The organism is Mesohalobacter halotolerans (assembly GCF_006120725.1).
Classification (GTDB): Bacteria; Bacteroidota; Bacteroidia; order Flavobacteriales; family Flavobacteriaceae; genus Psychroflexus; species Psychroflexus halotolerans.
Genome location: NZ_SWMU01000002.1, coordinates 565,388 through 585,024, shown reverse-complemented (window position 1 = coordinate 585,024; position 19,637 = coordinate 565,388). Strand labels below are relative to the sequence as shown.

The window sequence follows — 19,637 nt, the reverse complement described above, 5'->3', positions numbered from 1 at the left end:
AGGCTTACATTTTAAGAAATACGCGTAAAATTCACCGCTGGTTAGGCGCTAGTCTGTTTGTTTTATTTTTGATAGTATCCTTATCGGGTGTGTTTTTAGGTTGGAAAAAAAATAGTAGCGGTTATATTTTACCCAAAACCCAAACGGGAACTACAACAGATGTTGCGCAATGGCTGTCTTTAGATTCTCTTCAATCTATTGCTCACAAAACTTTGAAAGATTCAATCAATTCTGAGCTATCAATTGAATTGTCAAGAATAGATGCTCGTCCTGAAAAAGGAATACTAAAGTTTGTTTTTGAAAACCATTACTGGAGCATTCAACTGGACGGTGCTACAGGTGAAGTTCTCAATATTGGTCAACGCCGGTCAGACTGGATAGAAAATGTCCATGACGGTTCGATTGTTGATGGTTTTTTAGGAACTAATGGGATATTTATACTACTTTATACTTCTTTGATGGGGCTTGCGCTGCTCGGTTTTACAGTTACCGGGTTTTGGTTATGGTATGGTCCTAAGCATATGAGGAAGACTAATAGATAATTTGATTTTTGAAATGTTTAATAGAGTGATTTCTATATTATAGTTTTTAATCTTTCGACAATTTCAAATGCAGCGGGACATATGCTCATGTTTTTTAATGTGAGATTTCTAATTTGATAAAATTTTTTACGGTTGGTATGAGGGTATTCCGCACAAGCTTTGGGGCGTACTTTATAAATCATACATGTATTATCCTTAAACAGAAATGGGCAAGGTGAAGACTGTAGTACCATATCGTCATCTCCATCCTTTTTTAAATATTGATCTTCAAACTCTCGAGGCTTCAGCTTCAAAAATTTTGAAATCCGTTTGATATCGCGATCCGTAAATATTGGGCTTGTAGTTTTACAGCAATTTGCACAGTCTAAACAATTAATGCGTTCAAAGGTTTCTTCATGCAAATCATTCATGATGTGATCCAAATTTTTTGGGGGTTTGCCTTTGAGTTTTTTGAACAGGGCTTTATGCGATTGTCGCTCAGAAGCGGCTTTTGAAGGCAATTGTTTAATCTGTTCTTTCATGTCAAAATGACTTTTATTAATTTTATAAGCATTAACTATATTCAATACATACATTTTTAGGTTCGGTAAAAAAGCGTAAAGCTTCAAAACCACCTTCACGACCAACACCTGATTGTTTTGTCCCACCAAATGGGGTTCTCAGATCACGGTTTAGCCAAGTATTTACCCAGACAATGCCTGTTTCTAATGCTTGACTCATTCGCATACTACGGTTAAGGTTTTGAGTCCATAGCGTAGAAGAGAGACCATAAGCACTATCATTAGCCATGCTTAAAACCTCATCTTCGGTTTCAAATGGCATGATACTGACAACCGGACCAAATATTTCCTCCTGATTCAGTTGGCATTGATTATCTCGAACTTCAATAACGCAAGGTTTAAGGTAATACCCATCCGGATATTGTTTCAACTCTGGCATATTGCCACCGCATAAAACAGTCATATCAGGATGTTGTTGAGCCATGTCAATATAGGATTTTACCTTGTTTAAATGCGACTTAGAAACCACAGCACCTAAATCAGTATTATCTTCTATCGGATGGCCAACTTTTAAGTCTTTGACACGTTCAACAAAATCTGTTTTAAATTTATCATATAAAACTTGTTCAACAAAAATCCGTGAACCACATAGACAAATTTGTCCTTGATTGGCAAATGAAGATTTCAAAGTTGTGCTTATCATTTTTTCATAATCACAATCTGCAAAAATGATGTTTGGATTTTTACCGCCGAGTTCTAGTGATAATTTTTTAAACATCGGCGCTGCTGTTCTGGCAATACTTTCACCAGTTTTGGTCCCACCTGTAAAGGAAATAGCTTTTATTTTCGGGTGTTCTACAATAGCTTGCCCTGCCTCAGGACCAAGACCGTGTACCATATTTAAAACACCATGAGGCAAACCTGATTTTTCACAAATTTCACAAAGCAAAAAGGCAGTCATTGGCGTGACCTCACTAGGTTTAGCAATGACGGTGTTTCCCGCAGCTATAGCCGGTGCAATTTTCCAGGTTAGTAAATAGAGGGGCAAATTCCAAGGCGAAATACAACCGACAACACCAAGCGGTTTTCGTAGGGTATAATTAATGGTATCTTTCCCTTGACTTTCGTGACTTTCACTATAAAATTGGGTTAGTGCATGCGCAAAAAACTTAAAGTTTGCGGCTGCTCTAGGAATATCAACAGATTTAGCCAAGTGAAGTGGTTTACCATTATCTGTCGATTCTGCTAAAGCCAGCTTGTCGAGGTTTTGTTCAATTAAGTCTGCGATTCGAGTTAGTATTTCAGAACGTTTTTCTAAAGTCGTATCAGACCATGACTTAAAGGCGATTTCGGCTTTATTTACAGCGTCCTCAACATCAGAAGGTCCACTTTTGGGAATCTGGCTGTAAATTTCACCAGTAGAAGGGTTAACATTATCTAGAAAAGCGTTGGTTTGTGGAGCTACAAAATTGCCGTTTATATAGTTTAAAATTGTTTTCATAAAGTTTAAAATTACAAAGACTTTCCATATAAACCATTAAAATCCAGTTCAAAATAATTTCGGCATTGTGCAGATAAACGCAAAACCTTGTCAGGATCAAAATTTGTATCCTCAGGATTGACGCCTAAACGCAGTAAGTGCTTCAATGTTTAAGCCAAGTCTATGAATTAATAATGGATACTGATACCGCCTTTAGTCATTAAATTCTAAGCTATGACTTTCTTTTATAATACGTTATATTTGCGGTCAGAAATTTGAGTCCTTTGATCTCCAAATAATAAATCATGTATAATAAACGCATTAGTAATCTTATCACACTGGTATCAATTATTACTTTAATGACATCTTGTCGGCAAGCGCTTAATTATCCTGACTTCGAAACATGGGTTCCCTACGATGAAACTGCAATAATAGATTCAAGTCAAAACCACGAGAACTTAAAGTTGAGGTACAAACGCATTCAGTCCTTAACTCTAGATAAAAATGATTTACTCAATACGATTAGACTACAGCTTGATGGTTTTACCAAAGAAAAGTACAACCAACTTTACCCTTTTGTTTTTGAACAAACAATACAAGATATCCAATCCAGTATAATGTTGGGTAAATTGTCTTATAAAGAATTGATACAATGGTATTTATATAGAATTGCAATTACAGAAACTGATAAAGGCTTAGGCTTAAATGCAATCCTTTCTATAAACCCTTATGCCGTAGAACAGGCTGAAAAATTAGACCTAGAAAATCTTGACGATAAACATGCTGTTTTTGGTATGCCTATTTTATTAAAAGACAATATCAACACAGAGAATATGCCTACTACAGCCGGTGCTATGGCTTTAAAAGACAACATCACAAAAACCGATGCTCAAATTGTGCAAAACTTGAAACATCACGGTGCCATTATTTTAGGTAAAGTAAATTTAAGTGAATGGGCAAATTTTCTTTGCTCAGGTTGTCCTAATGGCTATTCTGCTATTGGAGGTCAAACCCTTAATCCTTATGGGCCAAGAGTATTTGGTACAGGCGGTTCAAGCTCTGGAAGTGCGACGAGTGTTGCGGTAAACTATGCTGTAGCTGCTATAGGTTCAGAAACCTCAGGCTCTATTTTATCACCAGCAAGTCAGCAGTCTTTAGTGGGATTAAAGCCGACGGTTAAAAAAAGCAATCAAAAAGGAATTGTGCCTATATCGAGCACATTAGACACACCGGGTCCAATTGCTAAAACTGTAGAGGATGCTCGAATTGTGTATTCGGCTATGAGTGATTCAAATAATGAGTATAAACCTATTCCTGAAGCTACACCCAAAAGCCTGAGGTTAGGTGTTTACAAATCCTACCTAGAAGATTCTTTATATCGCCGTTCAATAGAAATATTAAAATCAAAAGGGGTTCATATTGAAGAACTAGAACCTGAAGAGATGAATTTTGAAGGCTTTTTACTTTTACTCAATGGTGATATGAAGCGAGATTTAAAATCTTATCTACAAACTTATGCTGCAGATTCAGTTAAAATTAAAAGTGTAACTGATGTTGTAAAGTTTAATTCTACTGATAGTGTACTTAATATACCTTACGGACAAGCCAGGTTAGATGGTATCATCCATCAGGGTTTAGATGATATAAAATTAGATAGTATTCGCCAAAAATTAACCCATTCCGGTAAGGTTTATTTTGATAATATGCTAGATACTTACGACTTAGATGCTGTAGTTTCAATTAATAATTACAATGCCGGTCAAGCTGCAGTTGCCATGTATCCGGCAATAACGCTTCCAATGGGTTATAAAGTAAATGGTGAACCTATTGGTATTACTTTTATTACAAAATCAAATCAGGAAGACTTATTATTTAAGATAGCTCATTTATATGAACGCTTATCTTTATTCAGAATACCACCTAAAAATTATACTCAATAGACTTTGATAACCTTGAAGATCAGTAATATTTAAAGACCCAAGCCTAAGTTAATAAAGGATTAAACAGCTTTGAATATTCTAAAATAATTCAATCTTTACTAAGTTTTGGATAATCGGTATACCCTTTGGCTCCAGCAACATAAAACGTATCTTTATCCCAATCTGCTAAGGTTGCATTTTTTGCAAATCGAGTAGGTAAGTCAGGATTTGATATGAATAATTTGCCATAAGCAACCATGTCGGCATAGCCTTTTTCAATTACTTCGTTACCTCTTTTATGGTCAAAACCAGCGTTTACCATTAAATAACCATTGTATAATGGTCTAAAATGTTTGGCAATGTTGTCGACCAAAAAATCATATTCACTCACATCATTAAAAGGTTCAGAGAGATGTAAATACGCTAAATCATAATCGTTGAGTCGATTGACAATGTACTCAAAAGTAGGTATGGTATCTTCGTCAGCTTTCATGCCAAATATACCATGTAATGAAGGATTGAGTCGAACACCAATTCTATTTTCAGGCCAAAACACTTTTACCGCGTCTAAGACTTCAAATAGAAATCTCGCACGATTTTCTCGGCTTCCGCCATACCTGTCGGTTCTTTTATTTGAACTCTGATTAAAAAATTGATGAAACAAATATCCATTTGAAGAATGAAGTTCAATACCATCAAAACCAGCATCTACTGCATTTTTTGCAGCACGTTTAAATTCTTGGATAGTTTCTAAGACTTCTTCTGTAGTCATAGCTTTTGGGGTTACTGTATCTTTAAATCCATTAGGGGTAAAGGATTGCGTATGCGGATTGATGGCGCTTGGAGCAAGTGGCTTTTTGCCATTGTGAAAGTCAGGATGAGAAATTCGTCCGACATGCCACAGTTGAATAAATATTTTGCCACCCTTATCGTGAACCGCTTTGGTTACTTTTTTCCAACCTTCAATTTGTGCTTGTGTATATATATTTGCCGCATTAATGTAACCTTTAGCACGACGAGAAACTTGAGAGCCTTCACTTATAATCAAGCCAGCTTCAACTCGCTGACTATAATATTCTGCATGTAAATCGGTTGCTGCTTCATCTTCATTATCTGCTCGGTTTCTCGTCATTGGTGCCATGATGACTCGGTTATTTAACTCTAAGTCACCAATCTTTATAGGTTGTAGTAACGGTTGATTATTTGACATATAAAATTATAAACTTTCAGCGAAACTAAGTATTTCTGTTATCGGGTAGGGTTAAAGCTTCGCTAAAAAAATATTACTGTATTCAAAAGATTACCTGCAGGCGAGGCAGGCTCAATTAGACGCTTTTATAAATTGGATTGTGTTAAATCAAACGCATGTTTATATAATCACTAAGATTGCCTTCATTGTCATCAAGTCAGGCCTCTTTGCCTACCTAGGTCAACTTATCGTTTTGGCAGAAAAAACACAACTTTAGCTTATCATATTTGACTGTGAAAACATCACTGAAGGACAAGTTCAGAAGTTTTAGAAATATACTCAGCCAGATAATCTGCATCTTGTTTTATACCTCCCAAAGTTGCTGAACCTCTTGTGTATAGCCAAGGAAGACCAATGAAATATAACCCTTTTGTATTACTCACACCACGTTTGTGTACAGGATAACCTTCTTTGTCTAGCTCAATATCTTCAATCCAATTGAAATTTGGCCTATAACCGGTAGCCCATATTATATTTTTAATATTTTTTAAAGATCGATTTTCTGTCATAATGATATCATTCTCTGCGTCGATTGTTTTACCAACTGCAATCACATTTTCACGATTCAACATCCCTTTGACATCCACACCAATTACGGGTTGTTTTGATTTGCTAATGATTTTTCCTAACCAATGGTGTTTGTGAATGCTCAGGTATCCTGTTTTGCAAAACCACCACCATAAGGTTTTGCCAAGTATTTCTTGGGGTAAAGTTTTGGCTTGGGTTTGTCCTGAAAAATAAGTTTCTCTGCCAGTTTGAGAAACCTCATCGAGGATTTGAAAACCGGAATCACCAGCGCCAACGACCAAACAATCTCCATCTTGTAATTGATTAGGATTTTTATAATAATTGCTGTGCCACTGCTTTATTTGTGAACTTATTTTCTTGTGAAACGGTGGAGTGTAAGGAATATGAAACGGGCCAGTTGCGATGACCACATTATGGCTTACAAAGGTTTTGTTTTCAGACTCTAAAACGAATAAACCATCATTTTTGTAGATTTTTGTGATTAATGTATGAAGTTGAACAGGAATTTCAAAGGTATCTACATAGGTTTTAAAATAATCTGCGACTTCATATTTGTTAGGATAATGGCCTTTTGGAGCTGGAAAATTGAGACCTTTAAGATGATTAAACTCTGTAGGTGTAAACAATTTTAAAGAATCCCATCGGTTGAGCCAAGAAGCACCAATCTCTTTTTCTTTGTCTAGCACTAAGTAATTGGCATTCATCTGTTTCAACTCATAAGCCATCGACAAGCCCGCTTGTGCTGCACCAACAATGATAAAATCATAAATCATAATATGAATTGTATTGCAAAGATGATGATATTTGTAAGAACAAAAAAATATGCTTTTATTGAACTGAAGGACATGACTTTATAGTTTTAGACCTAAACATACGAAGCCATTTCTTCTTGAAGAGCTTTAGCTTTCAGTTCGGCGGCTTTTGCAAAATCTTTGCCATTAGCGGCGTAAAGTATTCCGCGCGAAGAATTGACCAATAAACCACAATCTTTAGTCAAACCGTACTGACACACATCCTTTAAATTACCGCCTTGGGCACCAACACCAGGAACCAACAGGAAAGCATTAGGAACGATTTTTCTGATACTTTTAAAGTACTCCGGTTTTGTTGCCCCGACAACATACATCAATTGTTTTGAATTGTTCCAGGTTTTTGAAGTTTTAAGTACAGATTCATAAAGGGCGTCATTTTGCACATCAATTTTGGTCTGAAAATCAAAAGCTCCTTTATTTGAGGTTAAAACTAAGAGAATAGTGTGTTTATTAGTGTAGCTCAAAAATGGCTCAATAGAATCTTTTCCCATATATGGTGCGACAGTTATCGCGTCAAAATTGAGGTTTTCAAAAAAGGCTTGAGCATATTTTGAGGCTGTGTTTCCAATATCACCACGTTTTGCATCCGCAATAGTGAATATTTCAGGATACTGGTCATTGAGGTATGTAATTGTATCTTTAAGGGCTTCCCAGCCCTGTATACCAAGAGCTTCATAAAAAGCTATATTAGGTTTGAAAGCTACGGCATATTTTGCTGTAGCATCGATAATTTGACGGTTAAATTCAAATACAGGATTGGGTTGCTTGTGGAGATATTGAGGAATTTTAGCCAAGTCAGTGTCTAATCCAACACAAAGAAAACTTTTTTTGATTCGTATTTGCTTGATGAGTTTGGGTAATTCCATAGTAAGCTTTAAATAGAGTCGGACAATCTAGCCAATTTCTCTGTGTTGTCAACCAATTTGAGTTCATCTATTATTTTCTGGATATCACCATTAATGACATTATCCAAATCGTAAAGCGTCAAATTGATGCGATGGTCTGTTACACGTCCTTGTGGGTAGTTGTAGGTTCTAATTTTAGCACTTCTGTCACCACTTGTCACCATATTACCTCGCTTTTCGGCGTCTTCAGCTTGTTTTTTGGCCAGTTCCATTTCATATAAACGCGAGCGTAAAACTTTAAAAGCCTTTTCTTTGTTTTTGTGCTGAGATTTTTGATCTTGACATTGCGCTACAATACCCGTAGGTTCGTGAGTGAGTCGTACAGCAGAGTAGGTTGTATTTACAGATTGGCCACCCGGACCGGAAGAACAGAAATAATCAATTCTCACATCATTGGGATCGATTTCGATATCAAATTCTTCGGCTTCTGGAAATACCATAACAGTGGCTGCACTGGTATGAACTCGACCTTGGGTTTCAGTTTGTGGGACGCGCTGTACACGATGCACACCGGCTTCATATTTTAATGTACCATAAACATTTTCACCACTGACCTCAAACTGTATTTCTTTAAAACCGCCGTTGGTTCCTTCACTGTAATCTACAGTACTGACTTTCCAGCCTTTAGATTCACAATATCGTCTCAACATTTTAAAGATATCACCTGCAAAAATACTGGCTTCATCGCCACCTGTTCCAGCTCTAACTTCTACAACTGCATTTTTTTCGTCTTCCGGATCTTTAGGAATAAGCATAAAGCGTATTTTCTCTTCGAGTTTTTCAAAAGCAGCTTCAGACTCCTCGAGTTGGACTTTAGCCATTTCTATCATTTCATCATCATCGCCGTCTGCAATTATTTCTTTAGCTTCATCAATGTTATCTTTGAGTTCAATATATTTTTCGCGCTCTTCATTAATTTCTTTCAGCTCTTTGTATTCTTTGGTCAATTCGACATAGCGTTTACGATCATTGATGATATCGGGTTGGATGATCAAATCACTAACTTCGTCAAAACGTTGCTTGAGTATATTGAGTTTATCTAACATAGATTTTATTAATGAATTGCAAATTTACGAAAGTTAAGCCTAAATAAGGTAGAGATAAACAGAATTAAAGTTCAAAAGTAACCCCTATACCGAGCTGTTGTTTCCATTGTACTCTGGAACCACCTTCAACAAAACTGCCATCCTCTTGTTCTATCCTAATTTTTACATCATCATCGTATCTTAAATGAGATCCAAAATTGGCTTTAATAAAACTATTGACTTTAAAGCTAAAATTGACTTCCCAGTCTATATCAATATTGCCAAAATTATTGATGTAATCAGTGTAAATGCTAATGCGATGGTTCATCAATACATTGTCAAAGAGTTCTTTTTTGTATTCATTGTTTATCAATATACCGCTTTCTACTCTGACCTGTTTGCCTTCTTCAATGATGTTCCCATCAGTATCTCTAATGGCTTCATCGACACCAAAAGCACCATCATTGGCGAGTTTTTGGTTTAAAACAAATGTAGATTTAAAGGTCATCGGTGAGAGATACATATAAAAATTTTGTTTTTTGATTTTATGCTCTACACCTAAACCCATAAAAAGATAACCCGGAGCCATAAATTGAGATATGATATCAGATGTGTTAGGAAAATTGAATCCGTTAAAAAATTGAGTATTAAAATTGAGTCTACCCAAATAATACCAATTGGAGTTTTTTTTAAAACTAAATCCGGCTTTAGAATTGATTTCTAAATGATCTTCTGTTTTTCTAATATCTTGGTCACTTTGTTTGTTTGCACCAACTCTGATAATCAATTGATTATCCCATTTGAACCTCTTATCTTTATAGTTTCTTTCAATTTCAATCCCCAAAAGTCCTGAAACTGAGTTTGTACCACCGCTATTCCAATTTGTAAATGATACTTCACTAGCCTGTAAACTAAACATATTGACTTTAGTCCAAAATACAGGATTATCAATTATTCTGACGAGTTCCTTTTCGTCAAGCTCAAGAGGCAGCATATGATGCATCTTTTGAGCCTCAAAGGATGTGATAATGACTCTTGGAATTTTAGATTCAGGGATTTGTGAATGTACAAGTGAAACATTCAAAATAAAAATCAGAATTAGACAAACACTTAATCTCATTATGTTAAAATACTACCTATTTTAATAATTGAAACTCCCAACCTCAGAAGTAATGCTTAGCTCTGTTTTTGATGAGGTTTCAACACGGCCTATAACCTTAGCATCGACACCAAATGATTTAGAAATATCGATGATTTCTTGGGCATTGTTGGGATGTGTGTAAAATTCCAGACGGTGTCCCATATTAAAAACTTGATACATTTCCCTCCAGTCGGTTTGACTTTCGCTTTGTATGAGTTGGAATAACGGTGGGATATCAAACATATTATCTTTTATAATCTTGAGATTTTTGACAAAGTGCAAAATTTTAGTTTGTGCACCACCGCTACAGTGTATCATCCCATGGATATCTTTTCGAGGTAATTTATCAAAAATTGATTTGACAATTGGCGCATAGGTACGGGTAGGTGAGAGGATAAGTTTGCCGACATCTAGATTTAATCCATTTACAGCGTTAGTAAGTTTTTGACTTCCGGTATAGACTAAATTTTCAGGAACGTGACTGTCAAAACTTTCCGGGTATTTTTTTGCTAAATATTTATTTAACACATCATGCCTGGCAGAAGTGAGTCCATTACTTCCCATACCAGAGTTATAAGTGTCTTCATAGGTGGCCTGACCGAACGACGACAGACCTACAATGCAATCGCCTGGTTGAATATTGGCATTGTCAATAACATCTTCACGCTTCATTCTTGCTGTCACGGTAGAATCTACAATAATTGTTCTAACTAAATCACCGACATCAGCTGTTTCACCACCTGTAGTGATGATATTTATGCCGTATTGTTTAAGATTTTGGGCAATTTCTTCTGTTCCATTTATGATTTCAGCAATGACTTCACCGGGTATTAAATTCTTATTTCGCCCTATAGTAGAAGATAATAAAATATTATCAGTAGCACCGACACAAAGTAAATCATCAATATTCATAATAATGGCATCCTGAGCAATGCCTTTCCATACTGAAAGGTCTCCAGTTTCTTTCCAATACATATAGGCCAGAGATGATTTGGTTCCAGCACCATCCGCATGCATAACAATACAATGTTTATTGCTATTAGTGAGATAGTCTGGTATAATTTTACAAAAAGCCTTAGGAAACAGTCCTTTGTCTATATTTTTTATGGCTTCGTGTACGTCTTCTTTTTGATGAGATACACCTCGACCGGCATATCTATTTTGATTGTTTTCGTCCATGTTTGCAAAAATAAGAATACTTTCGGGATTAAATTTTAATCATAAAAAAAACCGCATTACAATAAAGCAATACGGTCTTAATAGTGTAGTGTAAGAAAAAATTATTTCATTTTTCCTTTGATATCTTCAGCAGCTTCTTCAGCTGATGCTTTAACATTTTCAGCGCCTTCTTCAACAGCTTCTTTAGCGTCTTCAGCAGCTTCTTTCACGTTTTCTGCACCTTCTTCAGCAGCTTCTTTGACATCTTCAGCGCCTTTTTCAGCGGCATCTTTAACATTTTCAGCGCTTTCCTCCATGTCTTCTTCTGCTTCCATAGCAGCATCATCATCTGCTTCTTCGCTATAGTCTGCAGCTTCTTCTGAAGCTTCTTCTGTAGTTTCTTCTACTTGGTCTTCAGTGTTTTCTTTCTTTTCAGGCTTGCAACTAGTGATGCTGATCGCAAAAAAGGCAAGCATGGCGAGTGATAAAATAGTTTGTTTCATAATAAATTGAATTTTTAGCAATATTAAGTTAAAAAAATTAACAATCAAAGTATATTATAATTAATTTAAAAATTTATTCAATTTTTAAAAATGTGGGTCAGAAATTATGAAAATCTAAATGTTTTCAAAGTCTTTCCAGAATTCAGGATAAGATTTACCAACAACTTCCGGATCGCGAATTATGAGGTTGGTTTTTGTTTTTAATGGAGCAAAAGCCATGGCCATTCTATGATCGTTATAGGTATTTACAGTTGGATTTGAATTAAGTGTTTTAGGCGGTGTCATATGGAGATGGTCGTTGTCAATTTGAACTGAAGCGCCAAATTTTTCCATTTCATTTTTGAGTGCGACTAAGCGATCGGTTTCTTTGATTTTTAAAGTATGTAGTCCACTTAATTGACACGAGATTCCAAGACCTAAGCAAGTTACTGCAATGGTTTGTGCTAAGTCCGGTGTGTGGTTTAAGTTTTGGCTATAAACGCCCAATGGTGTTTTATTAGAGTTTTCCAATATGATTGAATCGCCTTTGAATGTTGTCTTGACACCAAGCGAACTGTAAAGGTCTACAAGCTTTGAATCTCCTTGTAAACTGTCGTTTTTAAATGTGCTTAAATTTAACTTTAAATCTGATGATAATGCCACTAAACTGTAATAGTAGGAAGCCGAACTCCAATCAGATTCAACTTTAATTGTTTGTGTTTCAAAATGGTTTTTGGGTTTTATATTTATTGATTTAGAATCAAAATTGATTTCAAATCCTAGGTTTTGCATCAGCTTTTGAGTCATTTTCAAATAGGGGAGAGAGGTGATTTTTGAAGTAAAGTTGATTTGAAGTCCTTCTTTGAGTTTTGGCGCTACAAGCATTAAGGCACTGATGTATTGACTACTAGTGTCAGCTCTTATATTTAGCTTATTCTGTTTAAGTTTTACTGGATAAATTTTAAGTGGTGGATAGCCTTCATTGTTAATATATTCTATCTTGGCTCCAAGTTGTAAAAGCCCATCAACTAAAATTTTGATAGGTCGCTGTTGCATGCGTTCACTGCCAGTTAAAGTAACAGTTTTGATTGTAAAGCAAGCGTAATAAGCTGTAAGAAAACGCATAGCGGTTCCAGCATGATGTATGTCTATAAGGTCTTTATCAGAACTTAAAGCTGCTTTTAAAACTTGCGTATCGTCTGAGGTTGATAGGTTTTGAATGTTCAGTTTATTGTATAGGGCTTGTATGATAAGCAACCTATTACTTTCACTTTTTGAACCACAAATGCTTATTCTATGTTCACCTTTATGCGATTTTTGCTGGAGTATTTTATTCATTCAGTTTTTGAGATTGGCTAGATTTTTTCAATTTATTTCTAAATTTAAAGAAACTGATAATAAACCCATACACAAATCCGCTCAAAATGTTAGCAAAGATAAACTGCAGTAATTTTTCAGACTTAAATCGTTCATTTAAAAAATCGCTTACATCAAAATTAAAGGCCATGCCCCAATCTACAAGATTATAAACTATGATAAACATTACTGATAGAAATGTGACTGATCTCCAAAAGCCTTTATGGCTGATTACTTTGGTAAACATTTATTTTAATTTTGGATTGTTATGATGTCTATCGTGATCTCTTTTTGATTTGGTGTCCATTTTCTTATCAAATGCGGCTTGCAAATCTACGCCAGTTTGATTGGCTAAACATAAGACGACAAACATCACATCGGCGAGTTCTTCTCCCAAATCTTTGTTTTTATCGCTTTCTTTTTCGCTTTGCTCGCCATAACGACGGGCAATGATTCTAGCTACCTCGCCAACTTCTTCTGTGAGTTGAGCCATGTTGGTCAGCTCGTTAAAATACCTGACGCCGTGCTGGTTGATCCATTCGTCAACTTGTTGCTGTGCGGATTTAATGCTCATATTTATTGTTTTACAAGAACAATTTTGTCTGTTTCTAAATTGACAATAGTTTTATAAAAATCTTTTAAAACTTGATAGTAATCGTGACTCAGTATAGATTCTTTGAGTTCTTTTTTTACTACAATTTGCAAATCACCTGTTGGAGACTCTTTGATGTTAAAACTGTAGTACCCTTTATCATTAGGAAGCTTAAAGGCTTGAGCTTTTGGTATATAATCTATTGTATAAGCCTCGGGTACATCAATATTTATCATATATTTATTGGATTTAGGAAATGTGAAATTGATGGGCAATTTTCGTTCCATTTGATCTTGCTTAAATGGATTTTCAGATTGTGCCAAAAACAATAACGGAGAAATATAAATGTTATCATTGATGTTATCAACTGCATCTTCTGATTCAAAAGATAGGGTTTCTACAACTGGTTTTGATAAGCTTGAGATATTTTGGATGTTGTAGTCGTTTATAGTTACCTTGAGTAAGTTTTGAAGTTTATCAACATAATCTTCTTGATCTACAGCGCTATACTTCACACGATATTGATAGGCATATTGATTGGTATATTGACGTCTCATTTGACCTTCTAGTTTTCCGGTCTCATTGATTTTAAGTGTCATAATAAAGTTATCTTTAGACAAACTTTTGGGGTTGAGAGATATTCTCTTGGAAGTCCCGTCGGGTCTTATCAATCTTCCATGCCAATTCAAGCACCTAGTGGGTAAAAGATTTGGAGCCGTAAATGGGTTTGAAGCATCCAGAAGTAAAATCTGATTATTTTTAAATTCTATAGCAGAAATGATGTAGTTGTAGTCTTCTGTAGATACAGTGGGACTTGGAATCCCGTTGTCTATTGTGCTTACCAAAACCGGATACGCTTCAAACCCTGCGTATCTGAGCATAGATGTCAACATAAGATTGATGTCTGCTATACTTCCGGTACGTTCTTTATAAGCCCGCTTTAATTTGTCTGAACAATAAATACCGACATAATTATTCCAAGTCATTTGGTTTTTGACAAAATTGAAAATATTATATATTTTTTCATCTGCGGTGTTAGATTGACTTAATATCGCATTAATATCGTCTTCAAAATAACGGGTATTGTCAAGCTCTTTTCCAAAAGAATCAGATTTTTGCAACATTATGCTTGCTTTTTGCCAGTTGGTTGTAAATTCTTTTATGTCATTGTTAGATGGATTTCTAAAAAAAGATAGCTCATGACCTATAGACGTCAAGAAATTACTGTGGTTATTAACAAATGGTTCATCTTTAAGTTTTGGTATATTATGACATTCATAAGTGTACTTTACAGCTTTTATTCTTGAGGTACCGGTTTTGGATCTATAGTTTGCATCTTGTCTAAAACGAAAATCAATTAAAGTGTTTTCCGTATTTCTTTTGATAGTATGAAAACCTTTTGAACGTTCGTTGTATCCGAAATATTCCGGAATAACGAGTTCGTACACCGAATGATTCACCGGAATTTCGTCTTGAAAAGACCATTCAGGAAAATCGTCAATATGCGGAGAAGTATGTATATAGGTATATTCTATGACCGATCCCGGTTTGATGTTGGGGAATGTAAATTTTACCTTATTCCTAAGTTCTGTTACTTCTTCATCTATAATATCTCTTTTTCTTATCTTATCATCTTTTATTTTGTTGCCTTCAAGATTGTAAACGTAAGCTTTTACCTTCATGATATTTTCTCGACTTGAGGTATTATCGCTATAATAATAAGGTAATTCAACTGTAGCATAATCATAACCCTCTGAATTATAAATTTTAACCCGTTTTTTGACTTCCAGCTTATACTTCCAACCATCATCGTACATCATAGTAAGATAGCCTTTTTCATAAAGCACAGCTGCCGGTGCTGTAGAGTCCTTGGGATGAAATTTTTCCTCTAATTCGGCTTTAGTGACATCTTTAAACTTATAGTCTTGTGCATGAATATTTAGGCAAAAAAGTAAAAGTAAACTTAAGATTGAAAGTCTCATAGTGTAATATTTATGGGATAGATTTATGTTTTATCAACTAAAATTATTTTAGAATTATCCGCTTTATGAACAGACTTCATAAATTCTCTGAATGCATTATAGTCTTCATTAGAAAATTTACCCTGTTTTAAAAGCATACTGCGCTTGTAGATCATTTTCCCGGTTTCATCTTGAGAAACCTCAGCGGTATATGCTCCAAACTTTGTCTCGATTTTAATAGGTTTTGGCATAGATTCTATTTGCATACCTTCCGGGAAGTTAAATGTAAGTTGGTCTTTATCAAAAAAACCACGACTAATCACAAAAGGAGTTTTTCTATTATCGTATTTATCAGGAATGCCAATGCTTTGATTTAAAACATTTGGCTTAAACATAAACCGATTACCAAATTTTGAACAGTACTTTCCAGCTGTGAGTTTTAGCGTTTCAACGAATTCAACCTTTTCATCATCTTGGGCAAACTGAAATGATTTTATCTCTAATTGTTTGAGATGAGAGTAATAAGATTTATAATATTTGATAATTTCATGATCAGGTTTACCGGCAAGTCTATATTTTCTATTGAATTGTGTGCCCTCTGATATGATACTAAATTCTGCTTCTAGGCTACCACTTTTGTTAAGCTTGATATCAGCTGTAATATTTTGAAAATTATCTTTGGCGTAGTAGCTGTCTGTGCTTTTTATTTGACCGCCGTTCTCATCTATTACCAAGACTTTACGGTCATCGGTATGGGTGCCTAAAAAACCAAAAGGAATATCTTGACTCGTGCATTCTAGCCATAAATCTTGATTGTCTAAGGGCACGTTTAAAATCACATGGTTCCCTTGTATAGATGCAAAATCTTCATCTATGTCAATTTTTTCTGTACCGGCAAAAACAACGCTGTATTTGGCATCTACACCTACAATTTTTAAAAGTGCTTTGGTATAATTAGTCAAACCTTTGCAGTCGCCGTACTTTACTTTATCTACAGTTTCAGCATCTATGGGTTGCCAGCCGCCTATACCAACTTGAACACTGATATATCTTGTATGATCTTGTACATATTGGTAAACAATTTTAACCTTTTCTAGAGGGTCATCTACACCTTGAGTTAGGTTTAAGATTTCTTGCTTGGTTTTTTTAGTCACCCTATCACGACCTTTGATTAATTTTTCGTACTGCCATTTTCCCATTTCATCCCAATTACTTGCTGTACCTGAAACGCCTTCCAAATTAAATTTGGATAATGCAAAATTAACTTTAGGCGAAAAAGAATTTAAACTTGGACTATAATTTTCTTTTTTGATGGCTTCAATAGCGTTGGCTTTGCAGCTGATGTGATTTTCTGAGTCGTTTACTTTTAGACCTTTGAGAAAATCGAAATTAAATGTTTTGTAACGAAGCTTCGCATCGGTATGGTTTTCTATGACAAACTCACTGAATTCAATACTTTGATAATAATTTCTCACAGGTCGCCAAGGCCTAATAAATGCGGTGTTGGAAGTTTTAATTCTATAGGTGAACTCTACGGTGTAAGGGTAATTTAAAGGGGTGTAATCTAAAAAATATACACGATTATCACTGTATAAAGTCCCACCATCAACAGCGCTCACATCTCTGAAATCTCTTTTTTTAATTTTTTTGATTTCGTTACCATATGTATCATAAATTTTTGCCTCTATATTTTTAACCTTTACATTGTCATCATAATGTAAAAAGGCATCGATATCCCTGTCTCCACTTTTGTTGAAGACCGTGATAATCTGTGTATGTTCTACATACATCTTGTCCTGAGCTTCTATATTGATGTGTGTGGAATAATGCCTGATACAAGAATTGGCATTTTTAGAATACTTTTTGTCTAAAAGTAAGGACTGGTAAGTTGTTGATTGCCCGATGCTTAGTTGAAAAAGAAATAAGGGCAAAATGAGTAAAATACGGTTTTTCAAAAACTAAAAATTTAAAAATATAAAATTAAACATTTAGATTTTTTTAAGAAAATAAGAAATGTTAATTATTATGATTCATACAATTTACATCCTCAATATATTTTCATTTAAGGGATTTGTGGTGTATGGCTATTAAGACTGATCGGGATAAGCAATAACAGTCATGATGCCTAAAGACTTTTGTTTTTCTTTGAGTTGTTGAGGTAAAAACTTAAACTTACCCCAGAGAAAATTCAAAAATTCGTCTTCCATGTTTTTACTCCAATCGATATTCTTAGCTTGCATTTTGCTCATCCAGAATAAAAGATATGGATCCATAGTGCCATGGCAAAGGATATCATCTGTTTTCCAGCCACTATTTTGCAGTAAGAGTTTAATATTATTGGGCGAAAACAATGAGATATGTCTTGGCGTGTGCCATCCTGCCCAATCTTTACCGAACTTTTGTCGAGATACAGAATCAAAGTTGGGGACCTCAATAATCAGTCTGGTTTCGGGTTTTGAAATGGACCTTAGATGTTTTAGGTGCTTTTCAGGCTTGTAATCGTGTTCCAGATAATGCCACATCGTTATCACATCCGGTTTGAGCTGATTTGATAAATCTGAGATTTCACCAATTTTTAAATCGATGTTTTGGTAAATTGCTTCTTGATTTGCCCATCCACTATCGTTAAAATCGATACCCATGGTCTGGCAGCTTAATTTATCGTGACAGGCTTTTAAAAAACTTGGTTTTCCGCAGCCTATATCAAGGATTAAGGATTTTTTGCTGATTTGGGCATTATCAGTTACACATCTAAGCTTTTTTAAATCTTGGTTGTGCTGACTTTTAGCAACGATCGATTTGTATTTTCCCCAAACTTCAGCACCTCTGTAAGGCAAATAATAGGGTGTGTAATAGCGGTGAAGTTCTTTTTCTTCAACTCTTGGGTTCAGAAATACATAATCACAATTTTCACATTGGTCAAAATTGAATTTTTCCTTTACAGGATGCATTTGAGTAGCGTTTTGATCAAAAAATTTAATTTTTGAAGAATAACAAACAGGACAAGATTTAAGTTTGTAAGTTGATGGTAGAATAACTAATTTTTGATGTAAATATGAATATTAAGTTTGATGAAAAAAAAATTACCCTATGTTACTAACAAGATATTATAATAAATTCATTATTCATTATTGATTGTTTTATTCTTCGATTTTACTTTGTCCTTTTTGGTTTTGGCACTGTAGCGTCTTTGCTCATTAAGTTCCTCTTGCAATTTGAGTTCTTCTTCTGTGATGACTTTTTTAAATGAAGGATGCTGTTCAATAGCGTATTCAATTTTTTCTACAATGTCTTGAACGCTATCGTTTTCATAATCGACATCTAATGGCTCTTTGATTTGCATAGATTGTAAAATTCCTCGTTTTTTGATATTAATTCCTTTTTTATCAAATGAACGTCTGAAACCATCTATAACAATGGGAATTACCGTGGGTTTATATTTTTTAATGATATGTGCCGTTCCTTTTCTGATGGGTTTCCATGGTTTTGTGGTGCCTTGTGGAAACGTAATGACCCAACCGTCCTCTAAAGCCGTCCCAATATTTGAGATATCGCTAAATTTTACTTTTCGGTTAACTTCTTGTCCGGCAGCACGCCAAGTTCTATCTATACTTACAGAGCCAGCGTAGGCTAGAAGTTTGGGTAGAAACCCGCCTTTCATGGTTTCTCTAGCCGCAACATAGTAAATGTTCAGTTTTGGATTCCATAAATAGCCTACATTTTTTATCGAGTCTACACGACCGCTTAAACTGGCATTAAACACGTGATACATGGCTACAACATCAGCAAAATAGGTTTGATGATTGGAGACAAACAAAACGTTTTTATCCGGAAGCGTATTGATAATTTCTGAACCTTCAATTTGAAGTTGGTTAAATCCTGAATACCTCCTATGCGTTAAAACGCCCATGATTCGAATGAGCCACTTTTTTAATATAAGATAATGTCCAAAAGGATTTTGTTTGAATAACCCCATAGCGTAAAATT

Annotated in this window: 19 protein-coding genes; 2 read left to right on the top strand and 17 right to left on the bottom strand. The window is 35.1% G+C overall.

The genetic code is table 11. The annotated features are described in order from the left end of the window. Window positions 1-8 precede the first annotated feature (8 nt). Window positions 9-542 (top strand): PepSY-associated TM helix domain-containing protein, encoded by a 534-nt coding sequence (locus FCN74_RS07215; protein ID WP_138931908.1) that lies wholly within the window; start codon window positions 9-11, stop codon window positions 540-542. A 32-nt stretch (window positions 543-574) separates the two neighbouring features. Here the strand turns inward: FCN74_RS07215 and FCN74_RS07210 are convergent, their stop codons facing one another. The 3 genes from FCN74_RS07210 to FCN74_RS12285 are packed head-to-tail and all read right to left on the bottom strand — an operon-like array spanning window position 575 to window position 2,689. Further along, window positions 575-1,063 carry a YkgJ family cysteine cluster protein gene (locus tag FCN74_RS07210; protein WP_138931907.1) on the bottom strand — a complete coding sequence of 163 codons (489 nt, stop codon included), beginning with the start codon at window positions 1,061-1,063 and terminating at the stop codon, window positions 575-577. Between the two features lie 31 nt (window positions 1,064-1,094). Beyond that, complete coding sequence (locus tag FCN74_RS07205; RefSeq protein WP_138931906.1) at window positions 1,095-2,543, bottom strand: aldehyde dehydrogenase; 1,449 nt, start codon at window positions 2,541-2,543, stop codon at window positions 1,095-1,097. Window positions 2,544-2,554: 11 nt separating this feature from the next. Then, the gene (locus FCN74_RS12285; RefSeq protein WP_262710025.1) at window positions 2,555-2,689 is read right to left on the bottom strand and encodes a hypothetical protein; all 135 of its coding nucleotides are present in this window, start codon (window positions 2,687-2,689) and stop codon (window positions 2,555-2,557) included. Between the two features lie 138 nt (window positions 2,690-2,827). On the opposite strand from FCN74_RS12285, the gene FCN74_RS07200 reads away from it, so the two are divergent. Continuing rightward, window positions 2,828-4,462: an amidase family protein gene (locus tag FCN74_RS07200; RefSeq protein ID WP_138931905.1), complete on the top strand. Its 1,635-nt coding sequence runs from the start codon at window positions 2,828-2,830 to the stop codon at window positions 4,460-4,462. Window positions 4,463-4,550: 88 nt separating this feature from the next. On the opposite strand, the gene FCN74_RS07195 is transcribed toward FCN74_RS07200, so the two are convergent. The 14 genes from FCN74_RS07195 to FCN74_RS07130 all read right to left on the bottom strand — a co-directional run bounded on the left by FCN74_RS07195 (window position 4,551) and on the right by FCN74_RS07130 (window position 19,626). Beyond that, window positions 4,551-5,651: an alkene reductase gene (locus tag FCN74_RS07195; RefSeq protein WP_138931904.1), complete on the bottom strand. Its 1,101-nt coding sequence runs from the start codon at window positions 5,649-5,651 to the stop codon at window positions 4,551-4,553. Between the two features lie 281 nt (window positions 5,652-5,932). Next, the gene (locus tag FCN74_RS07190) at window positions 5,933-6,988 is read right to left on the bottom strand and encodes a flavin-containing monooxygenase (RefSeq protein WP_138931946.1); all 1,056 of its coding nucleotides are present in this window, start codon (window positions 6,986-6,988) and stop codon (window positions 5,933-5,935) included. A gap of 95 nt (window positions 6,989-7,083) precedes the next feature. Further along, window positions 7,084-7,896, bottom strand: a complete 813-nt coding sequence (gene pyrF / locus FCN74_RS07185; RefSeq protein ID WP_138931903.1) for an orotidine-5'-phosphate decarboxylase — start codon at window positions 7,894-7,896, stop codon at window positions 7,084-7,086. 8 nt (window positions 7,897-7,904) lie between these two features. Then, window positions 7,905-8,981, bottom strand: coding sequence for a peptide chain release factor 1 (gene prfA / locus FCN74_RS07180; protein WP_138931902.1), 1,077 nt, complete (start codon window positions 8,979-8,981; stop codon window positions 7,905-7,907). Window positions 8,982-9,045: 64 nt separating this feature from the next. Further along, window positions 9,046-10,044 carry a DUF3078 domain-containing protein gene (locus tag FCN74_RS07175; RefSeq protein WP_171047132.1) on the bottom strand — a complete coding sequence of 333 codons (999 nt, stop codon included), beginning with the start codon at window positions 10,042-10,044 and terminating at the stop codon, window positions 9,046-9,048. A 57-nt stretch (window positions 10,045-10,101) separates the two neighbouring features. After that, the gene (locus tag FCN74_RS07170) at window positions 10,102-11,280 is read right to left on the bottom strand and encodes an AIR synthase related protein (protein ID WP_138931900.1); all 1,179 of its coding nucleotides are present in this window, start codon (window positions 11,278-11,280) and stop codon (window positions 10,102-10,104) included. Window positions 11,281-11,381: 101 nt separating this feature from the next. Further along, window positions 11,382-11,762, bottom strand: a complete 381-nt coding sequence (locus FCN74_RS07165) for a hypothetical protein (RefSeq protein WP_212751761.1) — start codon at window positions 11,760-11,762, stop codon at window positions 11,382-11,384. Between the two features lie 114 nt (window positions 11,763-11,876). After that, window positions 11,877-13,079 (bottom strand): 3-phosphoshikimate 1-carboxyvinyltransferase, encoded by a 1,203-nt coding sequence (locus FCN74_RS07160; RefSeq protein ID WP_138931899.1) that lies wholly within the window; start codon window positions 13,077-13,079, stop codon window positions 11,877-11,879. After that, the gene (locus FCN74_RS07155) at window positions 13,072-13,344 is read right to left on the bottom strand and encodes a hypothetical protein (RefSeq protein ID WP_138931898.1); all 273 of its coding nucleotides are present in this window, start codon (window positions 13,342-13,344) and stop codon (window positions 13,072-13,074) included. Before FCN74_RS07155 ends, FCN74_RS07160 begins: the two co-directional genes overlap by 8 nt. Beyond that, window positions 13,345-13,671 carry a nucleotide pyrophosphohydrolase gene (locus tag FCN74_RS07150; protein ID WP_138931897.1) on the bottom strand — a complete coding sequence of 109 codons (327 nt, stop codon included), beginning with the start codon at window positions 13,669-13,671 and terminating at the stop codon, window positions 13,345-13,347. Between the two features lie 2 nt (window positions 13,672-13,673). Further along, the gene (locus tag FCN74_RS07145; protein ID WP_138931896.1) at window positions 13,674-15,671 is read right to left on the bottom strand and encodes a DUF3857 domain-containing protein; all 1,998 of its coding nucleotides are present in this window, start codon (window positions 15,669-15,671) and stop codon (window positions 13,674-13,676) included. A 23-nt stretch (window positions 15,672-15,694) separates the two neighbouring features. Continuing rightward, on the bottom strand, window positions 15,695-17,605 hold the full coding sequence (locus FCN74_RS07140; RefSeq protein WP_138931895.1) for a DUF3857 domain-containing protein: 1,911 nt from the start codon (window positions 17,603-17,605) through the stop codon (window positions 15,695-15,697). 132 nt (window positions 17,606-17,737) lie between these two features. Further along, the gene (locus FCN74_RS07135; protein WP_138931894.1) at window positions 17,738-18,601 is read right to left on the bottom strand and encodes a class I SAM-dependent methyltransferase; all 864 of its coding nucleotides are present in this window, start codon (window positions 18,599-18,601) and stop codon (window positions 17,738-17,740) included. 170 nt (window positions 18,602-18,771) lie between these two features. After that, entirely contained in the window at window positions 18,772-19,626 is an 855-nt protein-coding gene (locus FCN74_RS07130; RefSeq protein WP_138931893.1) for a lysophospholipid acyltransferase family protein, read from the bottom strand. Between the last annotated feature and the right edge of the window lie 11 nt (window positions 19,627-19,637).